We start from the raw sequence: 24,357 nt of genomic DNA on the forward strand, positions 1-24,357 counted from the left end.
GCAGGAAAAGTAAAAATTTCCTGGCGCAAAAAAGCGACCAAAGGAAGCTCTTTTTGCAACATTGGAAACTTTACTTTTCCTGCGAGGACTTGCAACGAATAGCAGGATAAGCTCCTAAAAAAAATAAGTAACGATGAAAAAATCAGTATTAAAAATAGTTTTGGCTCTTTTTTGTTTGGCAAGCATTACTTGTGAAGCCCAAAAAAAGCAGCCCAAAATCACTGTAAAAGGCACACAATTTTACAAAGGAAACAAACCGTATTCTTACATTGGAACCAATTATTGGTATGGTAGTTTGTTGGCTTCGAAGAAAGTGGGTGACCGAAAAAGATTGATTCGGGAACTGGATTTAATGCAGAAAAACGGTATCGATAACTTGCGGATTTTGGTGGGTGGTGATGGCGGAACATACGATTATACTGTTCGTCCCGCTTTGCAGTATGAACAAGGAAAATACGATCAGGACCTACTCGATGGTTTAGATTTCCTGATTGCCGAAATGGGTAAACGCAAGATGTACGCAGTATTGTACTTGACCAATAACTGGGAATGGTCTGGTGGGATGTCACAATATTTGGAATGGAATGGAAAAGGTGCAATTCCGGTTCCAGCAATTCCGCCCAACACTTGGCCACAGTTTATGAGTTATACCGAGAAATTCCACAGTTGTGAGCCTTGCATGGAAGCGTTGAACAATCATGTGAAATTTATTTTGGGACGAACAAATAAGTATACCAAAAAAAAATATACCGAGGATAACACCATTATGGCTTGGCAAGTGGGGAATGAACCGCGCACATTTACTCCCGAAAACGAGGCTAAATTTACCGTTTGGCTCAACAATATTGTCAACTTAATGGATAGTTTAGACAAAAATCATTTGATTTCAACCGGTTCTGAGGGAAAAAACAGTTCAAACGACAGTATGGAAACCTTTGAAAGAACGCATGCCAATCCGAATATTGATTATTTAACCATGCACATTTGGCCAAAAAATTGGGGATGGTACAAAGCCGAAGATGCCGAAAAAACGTTGCCAACAACGCTAGAAAATGCTGGGAAATATATTGACTTACACGTTGAAGTCGCCAATCATTTGAAAAGACCAATTATCATTGAAGAATTTGGTTTGCCAAGAGAAAATGAAGGTCTAACAACAACAGCACCTATAACCAACAGAGATGTTTTTTATAATTATATTTTTCAAAGAGTTGCGGAAAGTCATAAAAGAAATGGTGCCTTACAAGCGGCCAACTTTTGGGGTTTTGGTGGTGAAGGAAAAGCAGTTACCAAAGACGGAAAATGGAATCCAGGCGATCCTTTGACTACAGACCCACCACAGGAACCACAGGGTTTGAACTCCGTTTTTTCTGCGGATAAATCGACTTTGGAGATTGTAAAAAAGTTTAATTTAATATTGAAATAAAAAAAGGGAGCAAATATCAGTTTGCTCCTTTTCATATTAACCTAAAATAGTTTCTATTGCAACCAATTCTTCTTTAGAGAAATCCAGATTCTGTAAACTGTCAATATTATTGTTCAATTGCCCCACCGAACTGGCACCAATCAATACTGAAGTAATTCTGTTGTCTTTGAGCAACCAAGCCAAAGCCATTTGCGCCAAAGACTGATTTCGTTCTTTAGCAATGTCATTCAATTGAATAATTTTCTGGATTCTATCCTCCGAGACTTCGGCTTCTTGCAAATGTCCGTTTGGATTGTGAGCACGGGAATTTTCTGGAATACCTTTCAAATATTTATCTGTCAATAGCCCTTGTGCCAAAGGTGAAAAAGCAATACAACCCACCCCTTTTTCTTCGAGTACATCGAGCAATCCTTCTTCGGGAGTTCGCACAAACATGGAATATTTTACCTGATGAATCAAACAAGGTGTTCCCAATCGTTTCAAGATTTCGGTAGCTTCTTTTGTTTGTTCTGGGTTATAATTAGAGATGCCCGCATACAAAGCTTTTCCGCTTCGAACAGCATAATCCAATGCCATCATGGTTTCTTCCAAAGGAGTTTCGGGATCAAAACGATGCGAATAGAAAATATCTACATAATCAACTTTCATTCGTTTCAAACTTTGATCCAAACTCGACAATAAATACTTTCGGGAACCCCAATCCCCATAAGGGCCATCCCACATCGTATAACCTGCTTTGGTCGAAATTACAATTTGATCACGAAGGTTTCCCTGAAAATTATTTTTTAGAATAGTACCAAAATTAGTCTCTGCCGAACCTGGAACTGGTCCGTAATTATTAGCCAAATCAAAATGGGTGATTCCTTTATCAAAAGCAGCTTTGGCAATACTTTCGGCATTTTCAAAAGAATCTACAGAACCGAAATTATGCCATAATCCCAAAGAAATTTGCGGCAATAACAAACCGCTTTTTCCACATCTGTTGTATTTCATTTTTTATTTTTTTTATACTATTAGTACAATTTAACTCTTAATTTATTTTAAAAATACCTACGTACTTTTTTTGTAAATTTGTATCAAACGATAAAATTATGAAATTGCTATGGTTTCATAATTATAAATTTAAATAAAGAATGGAGATGTCATATTCCTTTAATAAACAATCATCATCTTATGAATAATAATTGGCAAAATTTAATCTCAATAGACTCCGATATTCGATTTGGCAAACCCACAATAACTGGGACTCGAATTTGTGTGGCTGACATTTTATCTTGGCTTGCTCAAGGTATGTCTATGGAAGAAATTCTTTTGGACTTTCCAGAACTGAAAAAAGAAGACATTCTTGCTGCTTTAGCTTTTGCGGCTAATAGAGAAAATATCACCAAAATAATTGCAGCTTAATGAAACTGCTTCTTGATGCCAATATTTCTTGGAGAATTATCAAAATCATTGAAAATACATTTCCTAATTGTTTACATTCCAAAGATATCGATAGTGCACAACCTGCAAAGGATAACGAGATTTGGAAATTTGCCAAAAACAACAATTTCACCATCCTCACACACGATGAAGATTTTGATAAACTATTACTTTTGAATGGTGTTCCTCCAAAAGTAATAATTTTAAAAACTTTCAATCAAAACACGAAACAGCTTGCCCAAACATTAATAGACAAAAAGGCAATTATTGAATCTTTTATTCTGAATAAAGAACTAATGATTTTGGAAATTTATTAATTATTGCAATTCAAAACTACTTTCCAAACCTGTGTCTGAGCTTCCTCCAATCCTAATTTTGAAAGCTCCTGATTCTACCAAATAATTACCTTCATTATCAAAGAAACCTAATTCCTTGTCAGTCAAAGTAAACGTTACGGTTTTGGTTTCTCCTTTTTTCAGTGACACCAATTTAAAACCTTTTAATTCTTTTACAGGCCTGGCCAAACTCGCAGCAACATCTTGAATATACAATTGTGCAACCTCTTTACCATCATAATTACCTGAATTGGTAATATCCACCGAAACCAGAACTGGCTCCCCTTTTACGAAAGCGGTTTTATTTAGTTGCAAATTTTTATATTCGAAAGTGGTATAACTCAACCCAAATCCGAAAGGATACAAAGGCGTTTTCTCCACATCGGTATAATGGGACCAAAAAACATTTTTATCGCTGTTTACAGGTCTTCCGGTGTTGTAATTGTTATAATAAATCGGTACTTGACCTACATTTCTTGGGAAAGACATTGGCAATTTTCCACTTGGGTTGTAATCGCCGTACAACACCTGAGCCACCGCATTTCCGGTTTGCGTACCCAGATGCCAAGCCTCGACAATCGCAGGAATATGTTCTGCTGCCCAAGGTAAAGCTAGAGGTCTTCCGTTGTTTAAAACCAAGACAATATTTGGGTTTACTTTGTATATTTCTTCCAACAATTCCTGTTGAACACCTGGTAAATCCAAGTTCGTTCTGCTGCGTCCCTCTCCCGATTGAAAACCGTGTTCGCCCAAAACCATCACCACAACATCAGCGTTTGCAGCTACTTTTTTGGCCGCATCAAATCCGCTTTTGTCTGTAGTATTGAAAACCAATTCATCCACAAACGCCGTTTTACCAATAGTCAAATCGGCTCCTTTTTCAAACGTCAATTGATTGTCTTTATACTGTTGCATGCCTTCCAAAACGGAAACCGCCGTATTATCATCCGATGCAATTCTCCAGCTTCCCAACGGGCTGTTTTTGTCATTTGCCAAAGCACCAATCAAAGCAATTTTCTGCCCTGATTTTTTTAGCGGAAGCAAATTTTTCTCGTTCTTCAACAACACAATCGATTTTTTGGCCATATCCAAAACACCGTCGTTGTTTGCTTTGTTACCTATCGTTGCTTTTTCTCTTTTTTCATCACAATATTTGTACGGATCATCAAACAATCCCAATTCAAATTTCACACGCAAAATTCTACGAACGGCATCGTCAACCAAAGCTTCTTTTACTTTACCATCTTTTACCAATTTCACTAATTCCTCAACATACAAATGCGATTCCATATCCATATCCGAACCAGCAATCACCGCTTTGGCTGTTGCATCTGCACCATCTTTGGCAAATCCGTGAGCAATCATTTCCCGAACCGAAGCCCAATCCGAAACCACAAAACCGTCAAATTTCCATTTGCCTTTTAGAATATCTCTTTGCAAAAAACTGTTTCCGGTTGCAGGAACTCCATTCAAAATATTAAACGAATTCATCATCGTACGAACACCCGCATCTGTCGCCGCTTTAAATGGTGGCAAAACCGTATTGTACAATTTAGAATTGCTTATATCCACTGTATTATAGTCCCTTCCCGATTCGGCAAAACCATAAGCCGCAAAATGTTTGGCACAAGCCGCAATCGTATTCACCTTAAGCAAATCTGATTTGGTATCTCCTTGAAAACCAGTGATTCGTGCAATGGCAATTTTGCTCCCCAAATACGGATCTTCCCCCGCACCTTCCATCACGCGACCCCAACGGGCATCATTCGAGATATCTACATTTGGCCCAAAAGTCCAGTTGATTCCAGATGCCGAAGCTTCGTCTGCCGCCACTTCAGCCGATTTTTTAATCGCTTCCATATCCCAGCTCGCTGCTTCGGCCAACGGAATCGGACTCAAGGTTTTGTACCCGTGAATCACGTCAAAACCAATGATTAACGGAATTCCCAATCGAGTTTCCTCAACGGCAATTTTCTGAACCGCTTTTACTTCTTTCACTCCACGAACCGACAACATTGAACCTACCCAACCGTCACGCAAATGTTTGTATTTTAATTCGGCATTACCTCCTTTTGGCGCTGGGCCGGTTACTTCCCAAAACCCATTGTATTGATTCATTTGTCCGACTTTCTCCTCAAGCGTCATTTGTTTCATCAACAAATCGATACGTTCTTCAATGGGTTTTGTCTTATCTAAATGTGGTATTTTCTGTGCAATCATAGTTCCTGTAGTAATCAGGGTAAAAATCCCTGCAATAATTAATGTATTGTTCTTCATAATTCGTAATTTAATTTTTGGGCGTATCCCTCCAGAAAAAGTCGGGTCGGGCTATCCGTTACAATCTCCCGAGAAAAATCGGGAGGATTTTCACTGCTATCCCTTACGCGGAATGTTATTAAGTTAAGCTTTGTTTTTTCTCGCTTAGACGCCAAGTTAAGAGCCATTTCTTTGCGTCTTCGCGTCTTTGCGAGAGTTATATTTTGAAAAAGCGTAGTGAGAAACCCTTAACTTAATGACATTGCCCTTACGCGCTCTCACAACAACTTCAATTTATCTCGTGAAGACGCAAAGGCGCAAAATTCTGAGTCGCTTTCTTTGCGTCTTCGCGCCTTTGCGAGAGCTAGATTTAAAAAAATAGCGGGAAACTCTTAATCGGGCGATAACTGAAAACTGCAACCTTAACTATTCACTTATAAAAGAGGAAGTCGGTAAATTTGCTTTATTAAAAAGAGTCGCTTGATCCGTATTCTTCCATGCGTAACGCACTTTAACAGGTGTTTTTACTTTATCCGATTGTAATACTATCGCATTGTTTTTGATAACAGCAGTCGCTTTATAAAACACATTATCTGCAGCTGCAACTTCAAACAAATCGGCTTTGGTGTCTTTAAAATACAAACCTTCTGAATAATCAAAAGTGACCGTCACTTTATTTTTATTAATAGCAATTCCTTTAAAAAGCGGGCCATTCACCAATGCGCTATTGGCTTTATACGTATTCACCAAAGCCAAATTCGCCAAACGAGTTCCAACGGATTTTTTATCCTTTGGATGAATATCTTCAGGGGTAGAAATATCGCTTGTCAATACCATTCCGGTATTCACTTCCTGTAACACTTTTCGCTGAGCATCGCGAATGATTGAACCTCCAAAATGATCTTCACCATATTTATAAGGCGCAATCTGAACATAATAAAACGGAAAATCATTTTTCCATAATTGTCTCCACGAAGTAATTAAAGCCGAAAGGGTTTTGTCATAAACCGCAGACCCCACATTACTTTCTCCCTGATACCATAATGCGCCCGCAATTTTGAATTTGGTCAAAGGATAAATCATTGCATTAAAAGCACGTCCCGGCTGATTCGGACCATAGCTTTCTTCTTTTCGGGTTTTGGCTGTTTCCAATAAAACGGGGTCGTTTTGAATCACTTCTTGTGGCATCCAAATCTCAGCTGGTGTTCCGCCCCAATTGGAAGAAATCAAACCGATAGGAACATTTTTCAACTCTTCCTGCAAACGCTTTCCAAAAAAATAACCGACTGCACTGAAATATTTCATTGTTTCGGGCGTGCATGCTGTCCAAGTCCCTGAAATATTATTTTGGGGCGTCGTTGCCGTTAATTTTGGCACCAAAAATAATCGAATGTTTGGGTTCGTAGCATTTTTTACTTCTTCATCGCCATTCTCAATTCCCCAACTGGCGTTCATTTCCATATTGGATTGTCCGGAACAGATCCAAACTTCACCAATCAAAATATTTTTCAATACAATTTCATTGTAGCCTTTTATCGCAATGGTATATGGCCCACCTTCTTTTGGAGTTGGAATGACAATCTCCCATTTGGCTTGATTGCTGGCTTTGATTTTGTAAGTTTCACTATTCCAACTTGGTGTAATCACCACTTCTTCCTGCGGATTTGCCCAGCCCCAAAGGGTAACTTCGGCATTTCGTTGCAAAACCATATTATCCGAAAAGATATTCGGAAGCGTAACATTTGCGAAAGCGGTATTTGAAAGTATCAGTAAGAAAACGAATCTAAAGATGTTATTTTGCATTGAGTAATTTTTTAAAGAAAGGAATTAATTGATCCGCCATTACTTTATCATCTGCAATATCGGGATGATAACCACAGCCTTTTGGATTCATTGGTTGGAATTCGAACAAGGCAATGGATTTATGAATGGTGTCGTTTTCAAAAGCTTGAATCACTTTTTTCAAGCATTTCACCAAAGTTACATTTCGCTCTCCCGAAACCATCGGACTGTTCAACAAAACAATTCGGGTATTGGGTGCGTGTTTGTAAACTGTTTTGATGAAATTGATATAATTTGAAACGTATTTATCTTCGTTAAAAGGTAATCTCCCTTTTTTGCCATCACCATCCGAAAGGTCGTTGGTTCCCAAACAAATACTTACCAAGTCAGGTTGAAAAGCAAAATTGTACGGTTTTGAGTTGTCTTTATTCAGGTATAAATTTTCATATACATCGGGAATAATAGGCTCGTCCAGATGCTCATCGTTCCAGTTGCGGTACATCCCGTATCCCGAAACGGAACTCAGTACAAAATCAGCATCTAAATCTCTTGCAAGTACTGGCCCATAAGCATAATACGCATTGTGTTGGTCAAACCAATCTCCCGCCCCACACGGAATTGCCGAAGCATCATTCCCAAAACCACAGGTTATAGAATCTCCGATGAGTTCAATTTTTTTCTTCTTTTTAGGAGCTGCTCCTGCTATTAACTTGACTGTTGTGCCTGCGAATAAAACACCTCCATTGGCTGCTTCTGTCGCTTTATAAATTGAAAGATGATGTGCTTTTTTGCTTTTTGGAACCGTAATTGGAAAAGATTGTACAGCTTCTTTTTCTATTCGGATTCTTCCGATGTATTTCCCATCGAGTTCAAGAGAAACATAGTTTTGATGTTCAAACGAATCGACACTTTGTAAGGAAATAGAACAGGAATTTCCATTAAAATCAAACGAAACTGAAGAAGCAGAGCCGATCAGCATCACTTTATCATCTTGCATTTTTTCAATTCGTCCGTGATACTCAAATAGCGATTGGGTCTCGACCTTTTTTTGGGCAACAGAAACGAATGAAATGGCAATCAATAAAAATAAAAGGTATTTTTTGGGGTAATTCATAATATTTTGGAGCTTATTTTAGCAATATAAACAACAAATATAAAACGATTACTATTCTGGATTAGATACTATTTTTTCAAACTATAATGAAAAAATTACTTGTACTAATTGCTCCTTAAAATTTCTTCATAAAACCAAAAAACCACCTATTAATTCAGGTGGTTTTTTGATTTCAACTACAAAGGAATATTTCCGTGTTTTCTTTTGGGAGCAACAATTACTTTATTCTCCAGCATGCTAAACGCTTTGATCAGTTTACGTCTAGTGTCTTGCGGTAGAATTACCTCATCTACGAAACCACGTTGCGCTGCTGTGTATGGATTGGCAAACAAATTGGCATATTCGGCTTCTTTTTCTAAAAGTTTGGCTTCGTGATCTTCGGCTTGATTAATTTCGTTTTTAAAAATAATTTCCGAAGCTCCTTTTGCACCCATTACGGCTATTTCGGCAGTTGGCCAAGCAAAATTCAAATCGGCACCAATGTGTTTGGAGTTCATTACATCATAGGCCCCACCATAAGCTTTGCGCGTAATCACGGTAACTCTTGGCACGGTTGCTTCACTCAATGCGTAGAGTAATTTGGCACCATGCACAATAATTCCCTCCCACTCTTGGTCTGTTCCGGGTAAAAAACCGGGTACATCGACCAATACTAATAATGGTATATTAAAACAATCGCAAAAACGAGTAAAACGCGCTGCTTTTTTGGAGCTTTTTACACCCAATACTCCCGCTAAAAAGTTGGGCTGATTGGCAATAATTCCAACACTTCTTCCCGCTAAACGCGCAAATCCCACGATGATATTTTCGGCATAATTTTTATGAATCTCATAAAAAGAATCTTCATCAATTATACCTTTGATCACCTCATGCATATCATAGGGTTTATTGGTACTATCGGGAATAACATTTGCCAATTGCATTCGGATTTCATCTCCCAATTCATACGGCAAACTTTTTGGTGTTTCCTTATTGCTTTGCGGTAAATAACCCAACAATCGTTTTAAATCTTCCAAACATTCTATATCATTTCCCGAAGTGATATGTGCCACCCCCGATTTGGTTGAATGCGCCAATGCTCCCCCTAATTCTTCAGAAGTTACCGTTTCATTGGTCACTGTTTTTACCACATTTGGACCGGTAACGAACATATAACTGGTGCCTTCGACCATCATAGTAAAATCGGTCATCGCAGGAGAATACACCGCTCCACCCGCGCATGGGCCCATAATGGCCGAGATTTGCGGAATTACTCCACTAGCCTGAACATTTCGATAAAAGATATCAGCATAACCACCAAGGGAACGAACCCCTTCTTGAATACGAGCACCCCCCGAGTCGTTTAGACCAATAATTGGTGCTCCCATTTTGACAGCCATATCCATTACTTTGCATATTTTTTCGGCGTGGGTTTCAGACAATGAACCCCCAAAAACAGTAAAGTCTTGTGCAAAAATATAAACCAATCTGCCATTAATAGTTCCGTATCCCGTAATAACTCCATCGCCATAATACAACTCTTTTTCCATGCCAAAATCAGTTGTACGGTGTGTTACCAACATCCCGATTTCCTCAAAAGAACCTTCATCCATCAAGTATCCTACTCGCTCTCTTGCAGTTAATTTTTTGTTTGAATGCTGTTTGGCAATACGTTGTTGCCCTCCACCTAAATGAGCTTCAGCAATTTTATCGTTTAGTGTTTTTATTTTGTCTTGCATACTTTCTATTTTAACAGCTGAGTTTTTATTAATCCTTTCCTTCCGGCTAAAGCCAACTTAATTTGAACCATTAAGTAATTAAGAAAATTAAGTTTTACTTTTTCTATATGAAACTTAATTCCTTAATCGTTCTATTATTCATTTCAATCCAATAAGAGTAAACACAACATTTTATTTGGCTTTGCATTTATAAACCATTAATAAATAAGATGACTAAGATTTAATTTTCTTAATGATACTTAATTCCTTAATGGGTCAAATATTATATTCTTTTTGGTCAAAACCAACTCAACATACTTCTCTTTATTAATCCATTAAGAAAGTAAGGAAAATTAAGTTTTGCTTTTTCTTAATGAAACGTAATCCTTAATAATTGAAATATTTTTAATTCGGTAAGCGTAGTATTTTTTGATCTTCAAAATACTGTTTTAAGGCTATCAAAGCAGCAATTTCAGCTTCTTTTGCCTTTTGGTTTTTCAACACATCCCCATTGTAATATTTCTTTACAAAATTGGTATCAAAATGCCCAGATCGGAAAGCTTCATGCTCAAATACGAATTTCCCAAAAGGTAAAGTAGTCTGAACTCCTTCTATTTTATATCCATCAATTGCTTTCAACATCAATTGAATGGATTCTTCACGGGTTTTTCCATAAGTGATTAGTTTTGATAACATCGGGTCGTAATAAATAGGAATATCCATTCCTTGTTCAAAACCATTATCCACTCGAACTCCTTCGCCAACTGGTAACTGATACACATCCAAATGCCCAACACTTGGCAAAAAGTCATTCATCGGGTCCTCTGCATATACACGCAATTCCATAGCATGTCCTTTTATTTCGAGATCTTCTTGTTTGATGGCTAATGCTTCTCCTCGAGCTACACGAATTTGCATTTCGACCAAGTCAACGCCTGAAATCAATTCGGTAACTGGGTGCTCTACTTGCAAACGGGTATTCATCTCCAGGAAATAAAAATTGTCGTTTTCATCGTATAAAAACTCCACTGTTCCTGCCCCTAAATAATCACAAGATTTGGCAACCAAAACAGCAGCTTCTCCCATTTTTTTGCGGGTTTCAGGACTCAAAACACTCGATGGTGCTTCTTCGATAACTTTTTGATGACGTCGCTGAATACTGCATTCTCTTTCAAACAAGTACAATACATTTCCGTGGCTGTCTGCCATAATTTGGATTTCGATATGTCTGGAAAAGGCTACGTATTTTTCGATAAAAACAGATCCATCACCAAAAGCCGCAACTGCTTCGCTTATGGCTCGATTCATTTGGGATTCAAAATCGTTTTCTTTTTCTACCACACGCATTCCTTTTCCACCACCACCTGCTGATGCTTTTATCAAAATAGGAAAGCCAATTGTTGTTGCCGTTCTTTTGGCTTCATCAATATCAATAATAGCGTGATCAACACCAGGAACCATCGGAATATTATATTTCATTACTGCATCTTTAGCAGCAAGTTTACTTCCCATAATTTCAATAGCCTTTGCCTTTGGACCAATAAAAATAATTCCATTTCGCTCTGCTTCTTGAGCAAATTCGGCATTTTCACTCAAAAAACCATAACCCGGATGAATAGCATCTACATTCAGTTCTTTGGCAACCTCAATAATTTTGCTTCCTAACAAGTACGATTGATTCGACGGAGATTCTCCTATCCAAACTGCTTCATCGGCGAATCTTACATGGGGTGCATTTCTATCAGCAGTCGAATACACCGCAACTGTTTTTATACCCATTTTCTGAGCTGTTTTCATGACTCTAATGGCAATTTCGCCTCTATTGGCTACTAATATTTTTTTCATATGTAGATAACATTTGTTTTTTAATGGAATATGGTATCGCCAGATCTTCATTGGTGCTTGCGACAACTGTTGTCATGGCGATTTCATAAATTACTCAAATTCAATTAACAAATCCCCTTTTACTACCGAATCCCCTACTGAAACCGAAATCGATTTGATCACACCATCTCTAGGCGAAAGAAAACTGTTTTCCATTTTCATAGCTGTTAGAGTCAATAAACAGTCATTTTCTTTAACGATTTGCCCCACTTCAACACCAATTTCCAAAATTAATCCTGGCATAGGCGCTTTTATAGCATTCACTTGCTTCACTTTGCCGACTTCAAATCCCATATCTTTGATCAAAAGATCCAATGAATTTGAAATCGCAACCACATAAGTGTTGTTATTTACCTTAACTGTATATTTTTTTTGATAGAAATTCGAAGCGATAATTTCCGCTTTAAAAGGTGTGTTTTGATGCAGTACATGAAATTCATTGACTCCAGTAGGCACGGCATCCAGTTGAGAAATACTTTCCTTTTCAAAATCAAATTGAAAAGTATCATTTACCGTTACTTTGTAATTATCACTCATTCTTTTCTCTTTTTAGAGGAGTAAAAGTATAAAAAGAAAACGTTTTCGTAAACAAAAATTTAAATTCTTGAAAAAATCAACCGAAGAGTTACAATTAGGGCGTGCCTCCACTAGAAAAAGGGCCTACTTTACTGGGCGCTTATACGGCCCATTCTCTACTGGAGTCGGGCTATATGGGCTACTTCGGTAGCTTCCGTCTATCCCTCACGCAAACCCGTTCAACCCGAAAATTTAGTAATAAAAAGTAATACCATTAGTGAATGTAAAATAGTCCAAAGATGCGAAGTTATTTTTTTTCAAGACAACGATAAAAATCATTGCATAGCCTTAGCTATGGAATGATTTTTTGAGGACGTATTGGAGAAAAAGAACGAGTAAATTGGACTATTTTATATGTGCTAATGGTATAATTCAACCTATAAAAAAAAGGCCATAGATGATACGGATTAAACGGATTTTACACAGATAAAAAAATAAAATCCGTGCTTATCAGTTTAATCCGTGCAATCTGCGGCTAAAATTTAAAAAAGCATTATGCTACAACACCAACAACCCAAATTCCCTCAAAGTCTTCACAGGTTTGGAATACCAAAACAACTCAAAATCTTCCAATTGTGTTTCAAAATCGGCTTTTATATCCTGAAAAGAAAGCCCCCTAGCCCCCGAAGGGGGAATATTTGAAACCGAAATCTTTTGAAGCATTTCTATTAGCCATTCCCCTTCCGATTTATTGGTTTGAATAGTGAAACTTTCTTTTTTATCATGAAAAGTCAAGCTCATCATAGCCCAAGAATTTCCTTTTTTGGATTTAGAAAAAGTTTCAATTGTAGGTTTTCCTCCCAACCAAACAATTTTGGCAGTCGGTTTGATATTAAAGCCACTCATCGTTTTTGTTCCCCCTTCGGGGGTTAGGGGGCTTTCCTGCAAGGCATCAAAAATAAAATCGGCGCCAATTTTCGTCTTCGGGATTTTAAAATCAAACCAATCTTGCAGTTCGTAATCAAAACAGATTCCATGCATAAAATTGAACAACGATTTCTTGAGTCCAAAACTAAATTTATCGTGATCGATTCCAGTTGAATCGATAAAATTAATATCATTATTGGCAAAAGTTCCAATAGCTTCTGTTTCTTTTACGGCTCCAAATTGCTCTGGAAACATTCCCACCGGACTGTGCGCCGTCATGGCAAACTGATGCCAAAACCCTGATTGCAAAACGCCCGCTTCAAACAACTGACGCACCATTTCTAGGCTGTCCACCGTTTCCTGAACCGTTTGCGTTGGGTAACCGTACATCAAATAAGCGTGAACCATTACTCCTGCTTCGGTAAAATTCCGAGTAACTTTGGCCACTTGCTCTACCGTTACGCCTTTGTCAATCAGTTTCAACAATCTGTCCGAAGCCACTTCGAGTCCACCCGAAACTGCAATACAACCCGAAGCTTTGAGCAACAGACACAAATCTTGGGTAAAACTTTTTTCGAATCGGATGTTTGTCCACCACGTTACCGCCAATTTTCGACGAAGGATTTCAAGTGCCAAAGCGCGCATTAAAGCGGGTGGCGCGGCTTCATCTACATAATGAAAACCGGTTTCGCCTGTTTGGGCAATCATTTCTTCCATTCGGTCGCACAACAAACTCGCGGCGACAGGTTCATACACTTTTATATAATCTAAAGAAATATCGCAAAACGTACATTTTCCCCAATAACAGCCGTGCGCCATCGTGAGTTTGTTCCAACGTCCGTCGCTCCACAATCGGTGCATCGGATTGACGATTTCGATAACCGAAATGTATTTATCCAAAAGCAAATCTGAATAATCGGGCGTTCCTACTTGGGATTGTTTGTAATCCGGTTTAGTGGAATTATTTTTGTAAACTACTTTTCCGTCTTCAAGAAGAAAAGTTCGCTTAGCCTCCCCTAACCCCTCCGAAGGAGGGGAACTTGCAACATGACTACATAATAATTCTATTGGAAGTTCCCCGTCGTCTAATGTTATATAATCGAAAAACTCAAAAACCCGTGCATCCGAAAGTGAACGCAATTCGGTATTAGGGAAACCGCCACCCATAGCAATCTTGATATTCGGATAATGCTTTTTCACCCATTGGGCGGATCGAAAAGCCGAATATAAATTCCCAGGAAACGGAACCGAAATCAAAAATAGTGTCGGCTGAATCGTTTCGATTCTGTCTTTTAAAATCGAAAGTAAAATTTGGTCAATATATGTAGGTTCCTGTTGCAAAGCTCCGTACAATTCATCAAAAGAATTCGCGCTTCTTCCTAACCTTTCCGCATAACGACTGAAACCAAAGTTTTCATCGACACATTCTACGATAAAATCGGAGATATCCTCAAGGTACAAAGTAGCCAAATGCTTGGCTTTGTCCTGCGTTCCCATCGTTCCAAAAGCCCAATCGAGTTCTTCCAATTGAGCAAACCGTGAAGCTTCGGGCAGAAAATCTTCCTGACAAATTTGAAGCGCCAACGTTGGATTTTTTCCCTGCAAAAATGCAATAACCGAATCGATGGTTTTGATATATTCGTCCCAAAGTGCAAAAATTCGTTTTGCATTATCTGAGCATTGTTCTATTCCTCCTTTGGGGGCTAGGGGGCGTAACCCTTCTTTCGAAAACAATTTCAAAATCACTTCAATCCCTAAATCAGCCTGAACTGATTCAATATTTTTGGTATTCAAAAACCCTTTGATATAAGCCGTCGCTGGATAAGGTGTATTCAGTTGGGTAAACGGGGGCGTGATAAGGAAAAGTTTTGGTTTCAAGAGTGAGATTGTTTTTGTGCAAAAGTAACCTATTTTATTTTTTGAAAAAGAAATGCATCAGAGATACCTGCAATTTCTTTATTTTGAAATATTATTATTACTTTTAAAAACTTAAAGAAAGACGAATTACCCTCAATACTATCATTAAAAAATAGACCGAAATGGCATTTTGTATTATCAAAAAATCATTGAGTTTTTGAGAGAAAAGGAAAGAATTATGAAGGAAATTAATGAAATTGAGATTTAATGACTAAAAAACACGATTATTAAATGGACAATACAGGCGAAATATTAATTTATCAAAACCAGGAAGGCAACATCAAAATTGATGTGCGCTTAGAGGAAGAAACAGTTTGGTTAACGCAGGCACAGCTTTGCGACTTATTTCAAAAATCAAAAGCAACTATAAGTGAACATATTAAAAATGTTTTTGAAGAAGGCGAACTTATAGAAAATGCAGTTGTTCGGAAATTCCGAACAACTGCCGCAGACGGCAAAAATTATGACACCAATTTCTATAGTCTAGATATAATAATTTCTGTTGGTTATAGAGTAAAATCAATACAAGGAACTCAATTCCGAATTTGGGCAACACAACGATTAAAAGAATACATAGTAAAAGGATTTACTTTAAATGACGATCGTTTCAAATCAGGGAACTCCATGAACTACTTCTCGGAGCTTCAGGAACGAATCAGGGAAATACGATTATCAGAACGTTTCTTTTATCAGAAAATTAAAGACATATACACTACAAGTATCGATTACAATCCTAAAGACGAAAAAACTATTGAGTTTTTCAAAATTGTCCAAAACAAATTGCTTTGGGCTATTTCTCAAAATACAGCTGCCGAACTGATTTACCGCCGGGTAGATGCTACTTTGCCTTTGGTAGGAATGCAGTCTTTTGACAAAAAAGGCTCTAAATCAGTTAGTAAAAATGATGTAAGTGTGGCCAAAAATTATCTCATTGAAGACGAAATGAAACTTTTGGGTTTATTGGTGGAGCAGTATTTGGCTTTTGCCGAAACTATGGCGCAGCAACAAATGCCAATGTATATGAAAGACTGGATCGATCGACTCGATAGTATCCTGCAACTCAACGGCAGAGAACTTCTCACTCATGCCGGAAAAATAAGCCACGATAAAGCATTAGAAAAATCATCTACTGAATATGAAAAATATAAAACGACTCAAAAAGTAATAGAAAAAGAACAAAATCTTAAAGAAATAGAAGGCGATATTAAACGATTAAAAAACAAATAAAGTGCCATTTTAGTTTAAAGAGGTGCAAAAACTACATGCAAAAAGCCCAATAAAATGGGCTTTTTGCATACAATATAAATTCTATCACTTCACCTGAACCAAGATCCATTTAGAAATTTGCTCTAATGCAATTGGAGAGAATGTTTGCTCGATAGTTTCATATTCGTCCATTAAACCCGTTTTGCATTCTTGAAACAGATGATTCAAATTTGGAATTATTGTGGTAGTTACTTTTTTATTTCCGCCTTTGGCCAATGCGTTTTTAATCGCAGGAATATTTACATCAGCGGGAACTTGTAAATCTTTATCCCCGTTGAGTGCTAGAACTGGACATTTTACTTTTTCTAAAGCCGATGAAGGATCCAATTTCAGAAAATAAAACATCCAAGGGCTTGTGATTTGTGACGTTACTCCACTTATTTGTTGCTCGTTCATTTTGTCCCCAAATTGCACTTTGAAATAACTATTTATTTTAGATTTAAGATTAGAATCATTTTCTGGGGAAGTCAAAATCATTTCATAAGCTCCCTTGAAAATTTCTTGACCTCTTTGAATTTCATTTTCAGGAACTCCCATTTGGCGTTCTATCTTTTCTTTTTGCAAAAGCATCAATTGATCTCCGCGAATTCCTGTTCCTGCCAATAGCACAATGAAATCTATATCTTTTGAATTCCCTGCAACAATAGGCGCAATTACTCCACCTTCGCTATGCCCCATTAATCCGATCTTGTTTTTATCAATTTCTTTTCGGGTTCGTAAATAATCGACTCCTGCTTGAACATCTTTGGCAAAATCGGGAGTGGTTGCTGTTTTATAATCACCTGTTGATTGGGCAACTCCTCTATCATCAAATCGCAATACTGCAATTCCTTTTTTGGTTAGATAATCAGCCAAAACTAGAAAGGGTTTATGTCCCAACAACTCTTCGTCTCTGTTTTGAGGTCCGCTTCCCGTAATCAAAATTACAGCAGGGAAATGACCTTCCTTTTGAGGTAAACTTAAAGTCCCAGCCAAAACATTTTTATCAATTTTGTTTTCAAATAGCACTTCCTCTGTATAATATGGATAAGGTTTTTGTGGTTCTTGAGGTCTTATTATTGCTTTTTTTTCTATAATACCTCTTGACATATTCATTGCAAAAGATTGGCCGCCTTGCGAAAAATTACCCTCAATTATATTGTCGCTATTCAATATTCCTTCGTAACCAATTGTAGCAGTTGGTATTTGTAGTTTCAAAACAGCATTTTCAAAACTGGTTGTCGTTACTGGAATGCCTTTTGCACCTTGATCGGGACTATCCATTGTTGAAGAATATCCGCTTTCGGTTTTAGTGATGTTAAAAACCACTCTTAACTGTGCCCCTGGAACTTTTAAAACTCCATTCCATTGTCCGGCAATTTCTTGTCCGAACATTGTAAAAGAAGCTAGAATTACTATTATAAAAAATACTGTTTTCTTCATTTTAGTTGACTTTATTTTTAATTAAAATTGATATTAAATAGTTAAAAAATGGAACTCAATTGTTTTTGCTTTTTCTTTTTTTGAATAATGGCAAAAAGGTAAAATATTTCCCTTTAGCCCCGATTGAAATGGAAATCCTTATAAGCCGGTGTTCGGCTTATAAGATTGAAATGGAAAGCGGGACGATGCTTGCAAAAAAAGCCTTATCATTCTGCTTCAAATTAATAATTGAACTTTATTTATTACCCTTTTTTCTCTATTTCCTTAAACTTAATATAGGAATACACCATTGGGACAATTGCCAAAACAAGAACTAGAGCAATAAAAACGATTGAAAAAGTAGCACTTGGAAACAACAAAGCGCCTAATACAATGACCAACCCGCCAAGAACCCAAAGTTTACTGGCAAAAACATGGGTGATTTTCCAAACTTCTTTATTCTCTAATGTCCAAGGAGTACGAATCCCGATGAAATAATTGGGCTGAATCACTTTGAAATAATTTCCCAAAACGGTAAACAGAATACCAAGAATCGCATAAATCATATTGGGGCTAGAAAAAGACTGATGTTTAGAGATATACAATATAAACAATGCCAACAAGGACATGAATAAAACAAGTATAAACTTCAATTGGTAATACTTTCCCCCCATAAGAGCGATTCTCTTTTTGGGATCAATTTTTGGCACAACAAGTAACAAAACATACATTAAAACAGGCAACATAAACAGTAATCCTACAAGTGAAAATTTGTCTCCCCAATGATCAACTTCGCCTTTGTAATTCCAATGCGTTGGTACTTTTGCGGGTAAGGTATTCCAGATAAAAGCCAAATAAACAAAAGGCAGTAACACAATTGCGATGATAGGAAGTTCTTTCCTTAAAGTTACATTCATAGTATTATTTTTTAAAAGTTAAAATCCATTGCAACACATCTTCCATTATGGTGGTGTTGATGGAATAGAAAATAAATTGTCCCGATTTTTCGGCAGTAATCAAATCAGCACGTTTCAAAATATCCAAATGATGGGAAATACTTGGCTTTGACATATTGAACTGATCGGCTATTTCACCAGCAGACATATCTTTTGTTTTCAAAAGCTCTAATATTTCTCTTCGTGTGGCATCATTCAATGCTTTAAATATGTCGTTCATAATTTAAAGTATTTATATATTTAGACAAATGTCTAAATGTTTTTTTGATTTACCAAATAGTTCTTCCATTATTTTTTGGTAATTTAGCATCAAATAAAAACAATATGCCAACCGACTGTATTAGCTATCAAAATTCTGGGTATTTTTCTCCTTTGATGAATGCTTATTTAAATCAAAAAAACGAAATAGCTTCTTTATACCATCACTTTCCTACTCTTGAAAATTTTAAAAAACAAATCGAAGAGAAAAAAATCAATTTCAATGGCAATGACAATGATAATTTAAAAAGACATACATTAGTTCGTGTTTTAAGAAATCAATATGCTGAATTAACCGTTTCTGCTGAAACATTAAACCATATTGAACTATTAAACAATCCGAACACTTTTACAGTAACTACTGGACATCAGCTCAATTTATTCAGCGGGCCTTTGTATTTTTTGTACAAAATCATTTCGACTATTAATTTAACCAAAGAATTAAAAGCGAAATATCCTGATTATAATTTTGTTCCTGTCTATTGGATGGCAACAGAAGACCATGATTTTGAAGAAATAAATTACTTCAATTTCAAAGGAAAAAAATTCAGATGGAACAAAGAAAGTACGGGTCCTGTTGGGAGATTATCTACCGAAGGATTAGCTGATTTCCTTGAAATATACGCACTAGAAATAGGTTCCAGCACTAATGCCAATACCATCAAGAAACTGTTTGAAGACTCCTACCTAAAACACGATAATTTAGCAGATGCCACTAGATATTTGGCCAACACACTTTTTGGTTCCTCGGGATTAGTCATTCTGGATGCCGATAATCAAGATTTGAAACGCTCTTTTATTCCGTATATAAAAGACGAATTACTTCACCAATCTTCTTTCAAAGCAGTTACCGAAACTATAACAAAAATGAAAGAATATTTCGTTCAGGTGAATCCGCGCGAAATCAATTTATTCTATATTGAAGATGATTTACGGGAACGAATTATTCTCGAAAACAATGTTTACAAAGTCAATCATACCAAAATAGAATTCACCGAAACCAAAATTCTCGCATTATTAGAAAGTAATCCTGAAAAATTCAGTCCCAATGTCATCATGCGTCCGTTGTACCAGGAGGTTATTCTACCCAATTTATGCTACATTGGCGGAGGTGGAGAAATTGCGTATTGGTTGGAATTAAAATCATTTTTCGCTTCCGCAAAAGTCACTTTCCCAATATTGCTATTGAGAAACTCCGTGCTTTTGGCAACTGCAAAACAAAACAAAAAAGCTGACAAATTAAACCTGACTTGGTCCGACTTATTTTCAAAACAAGCCGCTTTAGTCAATCGAATAACCCAAAAGCTATCTGATTTCCCGATTGATTTCAGCGTTCAAAAAGAAACATTAAAAAAACAATTTGAAGCACTTCTCGAGCTCGCTAATCACACAGACAAATCCTTTTTGGGAGCAGTGAAAGCACAAGAAGTCAAACAAATCAAAGGTCTAGAAACGCTTGAAAAAAGGTTGCTAATTGCTCAAAAAAGAAAATTTAACGATGAATTGCAACGCGTCGTTGACTTACAAAACGAATTGTTCCCCAATCAAAGTTTGCAGGAACGGTCAGCCAATTTTTCAGAATTTTATCTAGAAAATGGTCAACATTTAATTCCGAAAATAATAAGTCAACTCAAACCATTGGAGCAAAATTTTAATATTATCACTTTAGATTAGACGAACATCAACAATCTATGTGCTTCCTATATTTTCAAAAAAAACACTTTAAAGCTAAAAAAAACAGCATAAAAATCACTTAAACAACAATTTTTCATCATTAAATTGACAATTTGCTAAAATCATTCCATAAAAAAAGTATATTTTTGCACACACTTTTAAAAACATATAAAAATGGCGACTAATAGAACTTTTACAATGATTAAACCTGATGCGGTTCAAAACGGACACATTGGTAACATCTTGGCAATGATTACAAACAATGGTTTCAAAATCATTTCTTTGAAATTAACGCAATTAACAGTTGCAGATGCTCAAGCATTCTACGCGGTTCACTCTGCAAGACCTTTCTACGGAGAATTGGTAGAATTCATGTCTCGTGGTCCAATCGTTGCTGCGATTTTAGAAAAAGAAAATGCGGTTGAAGATTTCAGAACTTTAATTGGTGCTACAAACCCAGCCGAAGCTGCTGAAGGAACTATCCGTAAAGCATACGCAACTTCTATCGGAGAAAATGCAGTTCACGGTTCTGATAGCGACGAAAATGCTGCTATCGAAGGCGCTTTTCATTTTGCAGTAAGAGAGCAGTTCTAATTAGTATTCAGTAATCAGTTTTTTAGTGCTCAGTAAAATACAACACTAAACACAGTTTACAACTTCATAAAAAATCCCATTCAGTCTACACACCGAATGGGATTTTTTTATAAAAAAAATGATCTCTTTTTAAAAGTCTGACCACTAACTTCCTGAATACTGCTCACTATCTTAGAACCACATCCCGCACCACATCTCGTCGCAATTCCTCATTAATCATTTTTATAATCTTTGATTTACCGTGACTTAATTCTTCGCGAAGTACCGCCGAAGTTAGCTCCACATAAAGCGTAGAACCTTTCAAAACCACATTATTGGTATAACTGTTGACACCATTCCCCATCAAATTGCGCCAAGCATCCTTCACGTCGATCTGATCCATTCCGGGTTGCAATTTGTTCACTTCAATAATTTGTTTCAAAATATCCCCAACCGAACTTTGATTATTTAGTCTCTTTGCCATAGCTTTCAAGGTTTATAGGCCCTGCTTTTTTATAATGATATTCTTTTTTTTCCGCATTCAAAACCACCAGCTCCTTATCCGTCAAAGCCAAGATTTCCTCACTCCATTTCATATACGGTGTACTATAATCCAAAAAGGTTTGGTCATCGGCAAAGCGTATTTTAACATTTTCAAAAGTTTCGTTTACCAAAAAAGTTCCATCCAATTGCGGCATCACTTTCTTTCTGATCCCCGTACTATTTTTATCCATTCGAAAATAATCAAACGACTCATTTATCCCATATTTCTTCTCACTTCCATCCTCCAAAATCACTTTTTCAATCTCCCAATAGCCGTTAATTTTAGCTACATCAGCCGAAGTTATTTTTTGCTTACACCCAACCAATAAAAGGGCTACCAATAAAATACCAAATACTTTTTTCATAAAATAATTATTTTGTCATTACGAAGAATGAAGTCGTCATCCTGAGCGAAGTCGAAGGGAGGAGCTATTTCCTGCTATCCGTTTCAATCTTGCAAGCCGAACCCCGGCTTATAAGGATTTCCACTACTATCAGGGCTAGTGCATCCCGTTCCTCAACAACATTAGTTAAGACCACAAAGTTAAACTTTAAAAAATCAAAGAAAATAAAAAAACAATTTCTCTTTAAACTATTTTCTATATTTTTGGTCTAACCCAAAACTAAACCAACCAACTATGCCAAAATCAATACTATTACTCGTCTTAGCTTTTTGTTGCATCAATTGCTCTTCTGATAATACCGACCCAACACCTGTTCCTACACCAACTGAAACATTATATTTTCCACCACTTACCGGCACTACTTGGGAAACCAAAACCATAGAAAGCCTTGGCTGGAGACAAGCAGCTGTTCAACCGCTCTTAGATTATTTAGAGCTCAAGCATTCCAAAGGGTTTATTATCCTTGTTAACGGTCGCATCGTTATGGAAAATTATTTCAACGGACACGATGCAGCCACCAATTGGTATTGGGCAAGCGCAGGTAAAACATTAACATCAACCTTGACCGGAATTGCACAACAAGAAAACCTCATTAACATCAACAACAAAGTATCACAATACATAGGAACAGGTTGGACAAGCGCACCGCTTGCCAAAGAAAACCTAATTACTTGCAAACATTTACTCACTATGACTTCAGGATTAGATGACACCACCGATGATGTAACACCTGCAGCCCTCACCTACACCGCCGATGCAGGGACACGTTGGGCGTATCACAACGTGTATGTAAAACTGCAAGATGTAATCACACAAGCTAGCGGGCAATCCTGGAGCAACTATTTCAATGCAAAATTAAGAGACAAAATCGGAATGAATGGTGCTTGGTTTACCTCTGGAAACAATATTGTCTACAGCAGTACTACCAGAAGCATGGCGCGCTTTGGATTGATGATGTACAATAAAGGCAAATGGGAAAATGAAGTGATTTTAAACGAAACGTACTTCAACGAAGCAACCAACACCTCTCAAAATATCAATTTAGGCTACGGGTATTTGTGGTGGCTGAACGGAAAAGCCAATTATCACTTACCACAATCACAAATAACTTTTCAAGGAAGTATTATCCCATCAGCTCCAAATGATATGTTCATGGCTTTGGGCAAAAACGACCAAAAAATCTACGTAGTTCCAAGTAAAAAAATGGTCGTTATCCGAATGGGAGACGCTGCAGACAATGTAAATCTAGCCTTATCTGATTTTGATGATATGCTTTGGACAAAAATAAGTGCTTTGTATCAGTAATAATCTAAGGCATCAGGTTACAAGAGCTTTTATATTTTTTGGAATCTCTAAAGTAAATCACTGCTAGTATTTTGTATATTTGTTATTATAAAACTAAGATTATGACAACGCTGACTATAAATGAGAAAACCAAGGCAGGAAAAGTAGTCCTTGAATTGGTAAAGATACTCACTGATGCTGGAAGTAAAGGAATTGAAATAAACAATCCAACAAATAGTTTAGAATCTCCAGAACTTAGCCAAAAAGAGGAAGCTTTTTTAAAAACCTTAAGACGTTCGGCAAAACACGCTAAAGAAATTGGAGCAGGAACTCGAAAAGGAAAACCATTACAAGAGTTGTTTGATGAATTATAGTTTTGAAACAACAGATGATTTTAATAAAGAATTTAAAACTTTAAGCAAAAAATACCCCTCCTTAAAAACAGATTTAAAAAATTTATCAAATACTATTTTAGAAAATCCAAAACTAGGCATTGATTTAGGTTCTGGTTTCAAAAAATTAAGAATAGACATAAAATCCAAAGGAAAAGGAACCAGCGGTGGTGGACGAGTTATTACTTATGAAGCTATTGTAAACATTTCAGAAACAATTATAACATTTGTCGCTATATACAATAAAGGGGACTATGATACGATAAGTCTTTCCATTCTAAAGAAAAATCTAGGCCATTAATTTATTCCGCAACCTCAAAAGCTTTTCGT

The 24,357-nt window shown here is 36.9% G+C and carries 22 protein-coding genes; 9 read left to right on the forward strand and 13 right to left on the reverse strand.

Going from position 1 to position 24,357, the window contains the following annotated elements; genetic code table 11:
• Positions 1–133 precede the first annotated feature (133 nt).
• Complete coding sequence (locus tag OZP06_RS01750) at positions 134–1,426, forward strand: beta-mannanase (protein WP_281324153.1); 1,293 nt, start codon at positions 134–136, stop codon at positions 1,424–1,426.
• 36 nt (positions 1,427–1,462) lie between these two features.
• Here the strand turns inward: OZP06_RS01750 and OZP06_RS01755 are convergent, their stop codons facing one another.
• Positions 1,463–2,419, reverse strand: a complete 957-nt coding sequence (locus tag OZP06_RS01755; RefSeq protein ID WP_269223423.1) for an aldo/keto reductase — start codon at positions 2,417–2,419, stop codon at positions 1,463–1,465.
• Between the two features lie 180 nt (positions 2,420–2,599).
• Between OZP06_RS01755 and OZP06_RS01760 the strand changes: the two genes are divergently transcribed.
• Both OZP06_RS01760 and OZP06_RS01765 read left to right on the forward strand, forming a co-directional pair.
• The gene (locus tag OZP06_RS01760; RefSeq protein WP_269223424.1) at positions 2,600–2,830 is read left to right on the forward strand and encodes a DUF433 domain-containing protein; all 231 of its coding nucleotides are present in this window, start codon (positions 2,600–2,602) and stop codon (positions 2,828–2,830) included.
• On the forward strand, positions 2,830–3,165 hold the full coding sequence (locus OZP06_RS01765; protein ID WP_269223425.1) for a DUF5615 family PIN-like protein: 336 nt from the start codon (positions 2,830–2,832) through the stop codon (positions 3,163–3,165). Before OZP06_RS01760 ends, OZP06_RS01765 begins: the two co-directional genes overlap by 1 nt.
• On the opposite strand, the gene bglX is transcribed toward OZP06_RS01765, so the two are convergent.
• The 7 genes from bglX to OZP06_RS01800 form a co-directional block, all read right to left on the reverse strand.
• Positions 3,166–5,460: a beta-glucosidase BglX gene (gene bglX, locus OZP06_RS01770; protein WP_281324154.1), complete on the reverse strand. Its 2,295-nt coding sequence runs from the start codon at positions 5,458–5,460 to the stop codon at positions 3,166–3,168. It abuts the gene before it with no gap.
• Between the two features lie 405 nt (positions 5,461–5,865).
• Positions 5,866–7,242, reverse strand: coding sequence for a sialate O-acetylesterase (locus OZP06_RS01775; RefSeq protein ID WP_269223429.1), 1,377 nt, complete (start codon positions 7,240–7,242; stop codon positions 5,866–5,868).
• Entirely contained in the window at positions 7,232–8,335 is a 1,104-nt protein-coding gene (locus OZP06_RS01780; protein WP_281324155.1) for an SGNH/GDSL hydrolase family protein, read from the reverse strand. The genes OZP06_RS01775 and OZP06_RS01780 overlap by 11 nt, the downstream gene beginning before the upstream one ends.
• 176 nt (positions 8,336–8,511) lie before the next feature.
• Entirely contained in the window at positions 8,512–10,053 is a 1,542-nt protein-coding gene (locus tag OZP06_RS01785; protein WP_281324156.1) for an acyl-CoA carboxylase subunit beta, read from the reverse strand.
• Positions 10,054–10,437: 384 nt separating this feature from the next.
• Positions 10,438–11,877, reverse strand: coding sequence for an acetyl-CoA carboxylase biotin carboxylase subunit (locus tag OZP06_RS01790; RefSeq protein ID WP_269223432.1), 1,440 nt, complete (start codon positions 11,875–11,877; stop codon positions 10,438–10,440).
• 90 nt (positions 11,878–11,967) lie between these two features.
• Positions 11,968–12,453, reverse strand: coding sequence for an acetyl-CoA carboxylase biotin carboxyl carrier protein subunit (locus OZP06_RS01795; RefSeq protein WP_281324157.1), 486 nt, complete (start codon positions 12,451–12,453; stop codon positions 11,968–11,970).
• A gap of 537 nt (positions 12,454–12,990) precedes the next feature.
• Complete coding sequence (locus tag OZP06_RS01800; protein ID WP_281324158.1) at positions 12,991–15,237, reverse strand: radical SAM protein; 2,247 nt, start codon at positions 15,235–15,237, stop codon at positions 12,991–12,993.
• Between the two features lie 270 nt (positions 15,238–15,507).
• Between OZP06_RS01800 and OZP06_RS01805 the strand changes: the two genes are divergently transcribed.
• Complete coding sequence (locus OZP06_RS01805) at positions 15,508–16,503, forward strand: virulence RhuM family protein (RefSeq protein ID WP_269223433.1); 996 nt, start codon at positions 15,508–15,510, stop codon at positions 16,501–16,503.
• A gap of 84 nt (positions 16,504–16,587) precedes the next feature.
• Here OZP06_RS01805 and OZP06_RS01810 read toward each other — a convergent pair whose 3' ends face one another.
• The 3 genes from OZP06_RS01810 to OZP06_RS01820 all read right to left on the reverse strand — a co-directional run bounded on the left by OZP06_RS01810 (position 16,588) and on the right by OZP06_RS01820 (position 19,119).
• On the reverse strand, positions 16,588–17,964 hold the full coding sequence (locus tag OZP06_RS01810) for an alpha/beta hydrolase (protein ID WP_281324159.1): 1,377 nt from the start codon (positions 17,962–17,964) through the stop codon (positions 16,588–16,590).
• A 242-nt stretch (positions 17,965–18,206) separates the two neighbouring features.
• Positions 18,207–18,860 (reverse strand): SdpI family protein, encoded by a 654-nt coding sequence (locus tag OZP06_RS01815; RefSeq protein ID WP_281324160.1) that lies wholly within the window; start codon positions 18,858–18,860, stop codon positions 18,207–18,209.
• Positions 18,861–18,864: 4 nt separating this feature from the next.
• Positions 18,865–19,119: an autorepressor SdpR family transcription factor gene (locus OZP06_RS01820; protein WP_219317369.1), complete on the reverse strand. Its 255-nt coding sequence runs from the start codon at positions 19,117–19,119 to the stop codon at positions 18,865–18,867.
• A gap of 104 nt (positions 19,120–19,223) precedes the next feature.
• Here OZP06_RS01820 and bshC point away from each other — a divergent pair, with 104 nt between their 5' ends.
• Together bshC and OZP06_RS01830 are read left to right on the forward strand one after the other, a co-directional pair.
• Positions 19,224–20,831, forward strand: coding sequence for a bacillithiol biosynthesis cysteine-adding enzyme BshC (gene bshC, locus OZP06_RS01825; protein WP_281324161.1), 1,608 nt, complete (start codon positions 19,224–19,226; stop codon positions 20,829–20,831).
• 174 nt (positions 20,832–21,005) lie between these two features.
• Positions 21,006–21,425 carry a nucleoside-diphosphate kinase gene (locus tag OZP06_RS01830; RefSeq protein ID WP_269223437.1) on the forward strand — a complete coding sequence of 140 codons (420 nt, stop codon included), beginning with the start codon at positions 21,006–21,008 and terminating at the stop codon, positions 21,423–21,425.
• A 166-nt stretch (positions 21,426–21,591) separates the two neighbouring features.
• Here OZP06_RS01830 and OZP06_RS01835 read toward each other — a convergent pair whose 3' ends face one another.
• Positions 21,592–21,888, reverse strand: a complete 297-nt coding sequence (locus OZP06_RS01835) for a DUF721 domain-containing protein (protein WP_281324162.1) — start codon at positions 21,886–21,888, stop codon at positions 21,592–21,594.
• Positions 21,869–22,312 carry a hypothetical protein gene (locus OZP06_RS01840; RefSeq protein ID WP_281324163.1) on the reverse strand — a complete coding sequence of 148 codons (444 nt, stop codon included), beginning with the start codon at positions 22,310–22,312 and terminating at the stop codon, positions 21,869–21,871. Before OZP06_RS01840 ends, OZP06_RS01835 begins: the two co-directional genes overlap by 20 nt.
• 273 nt (positions 22,313–22,585) lie before the next feature.
• Here OZP06_RS01840 and OZP06_RS01845 point away from each other — a divergent pair, with 273 nt between their 5' ends.
• The 3 genes from OZP06_RS01845 (at position 22,586) to OZP06_RS01855 (ending at position 24,328) form a co-directional block, all read left to right on the forward strand.
• Positions 22,586–23,656, forward strand: coding sequence for a serine hydrolase (locus tag OZP06_RS01845; protein ID WP_281324164.1), 1,071 nt, complete (start codon positions 22,586–22,588; stop codon positions 23,654–23,656).
• Between the two features lie 101 nt (positions 23,657–23,757).
• Entirely contained in the window at positions 23,758–24,009 is a 252-nt protein-coding gene (locus OZP06_RS01850) for a hypothetical protein (protein ID WP_269223439.1), read from the forward strand.
• On the forward strand, positions 23,999–24,328 hold the full coding sequence (locus OZP06_RS01855; protein WP_269223440.1) for a toxin: 330 nt from the start codon (positions 23,999–24,001) through the stop codon (positions 24,326–24,328). Before OZP06_RS01850 ends, OZP06_RS01855 begins: the two co-directional genes overlap by 11 nt.
• The last annotated feature ends 29 nt before the right edge of the window (positions 24,329–24,357 follow it).

The organism is Flavobacterium sp. IMCC34518 (assembly GCF_027111095.2).
Lineage (GTDB): Bacteria > Bacteroidota > Bacteroidia > Flavobacteriales > Flavobacteriaceae > Flavobacterium > Flavobacterium praedii.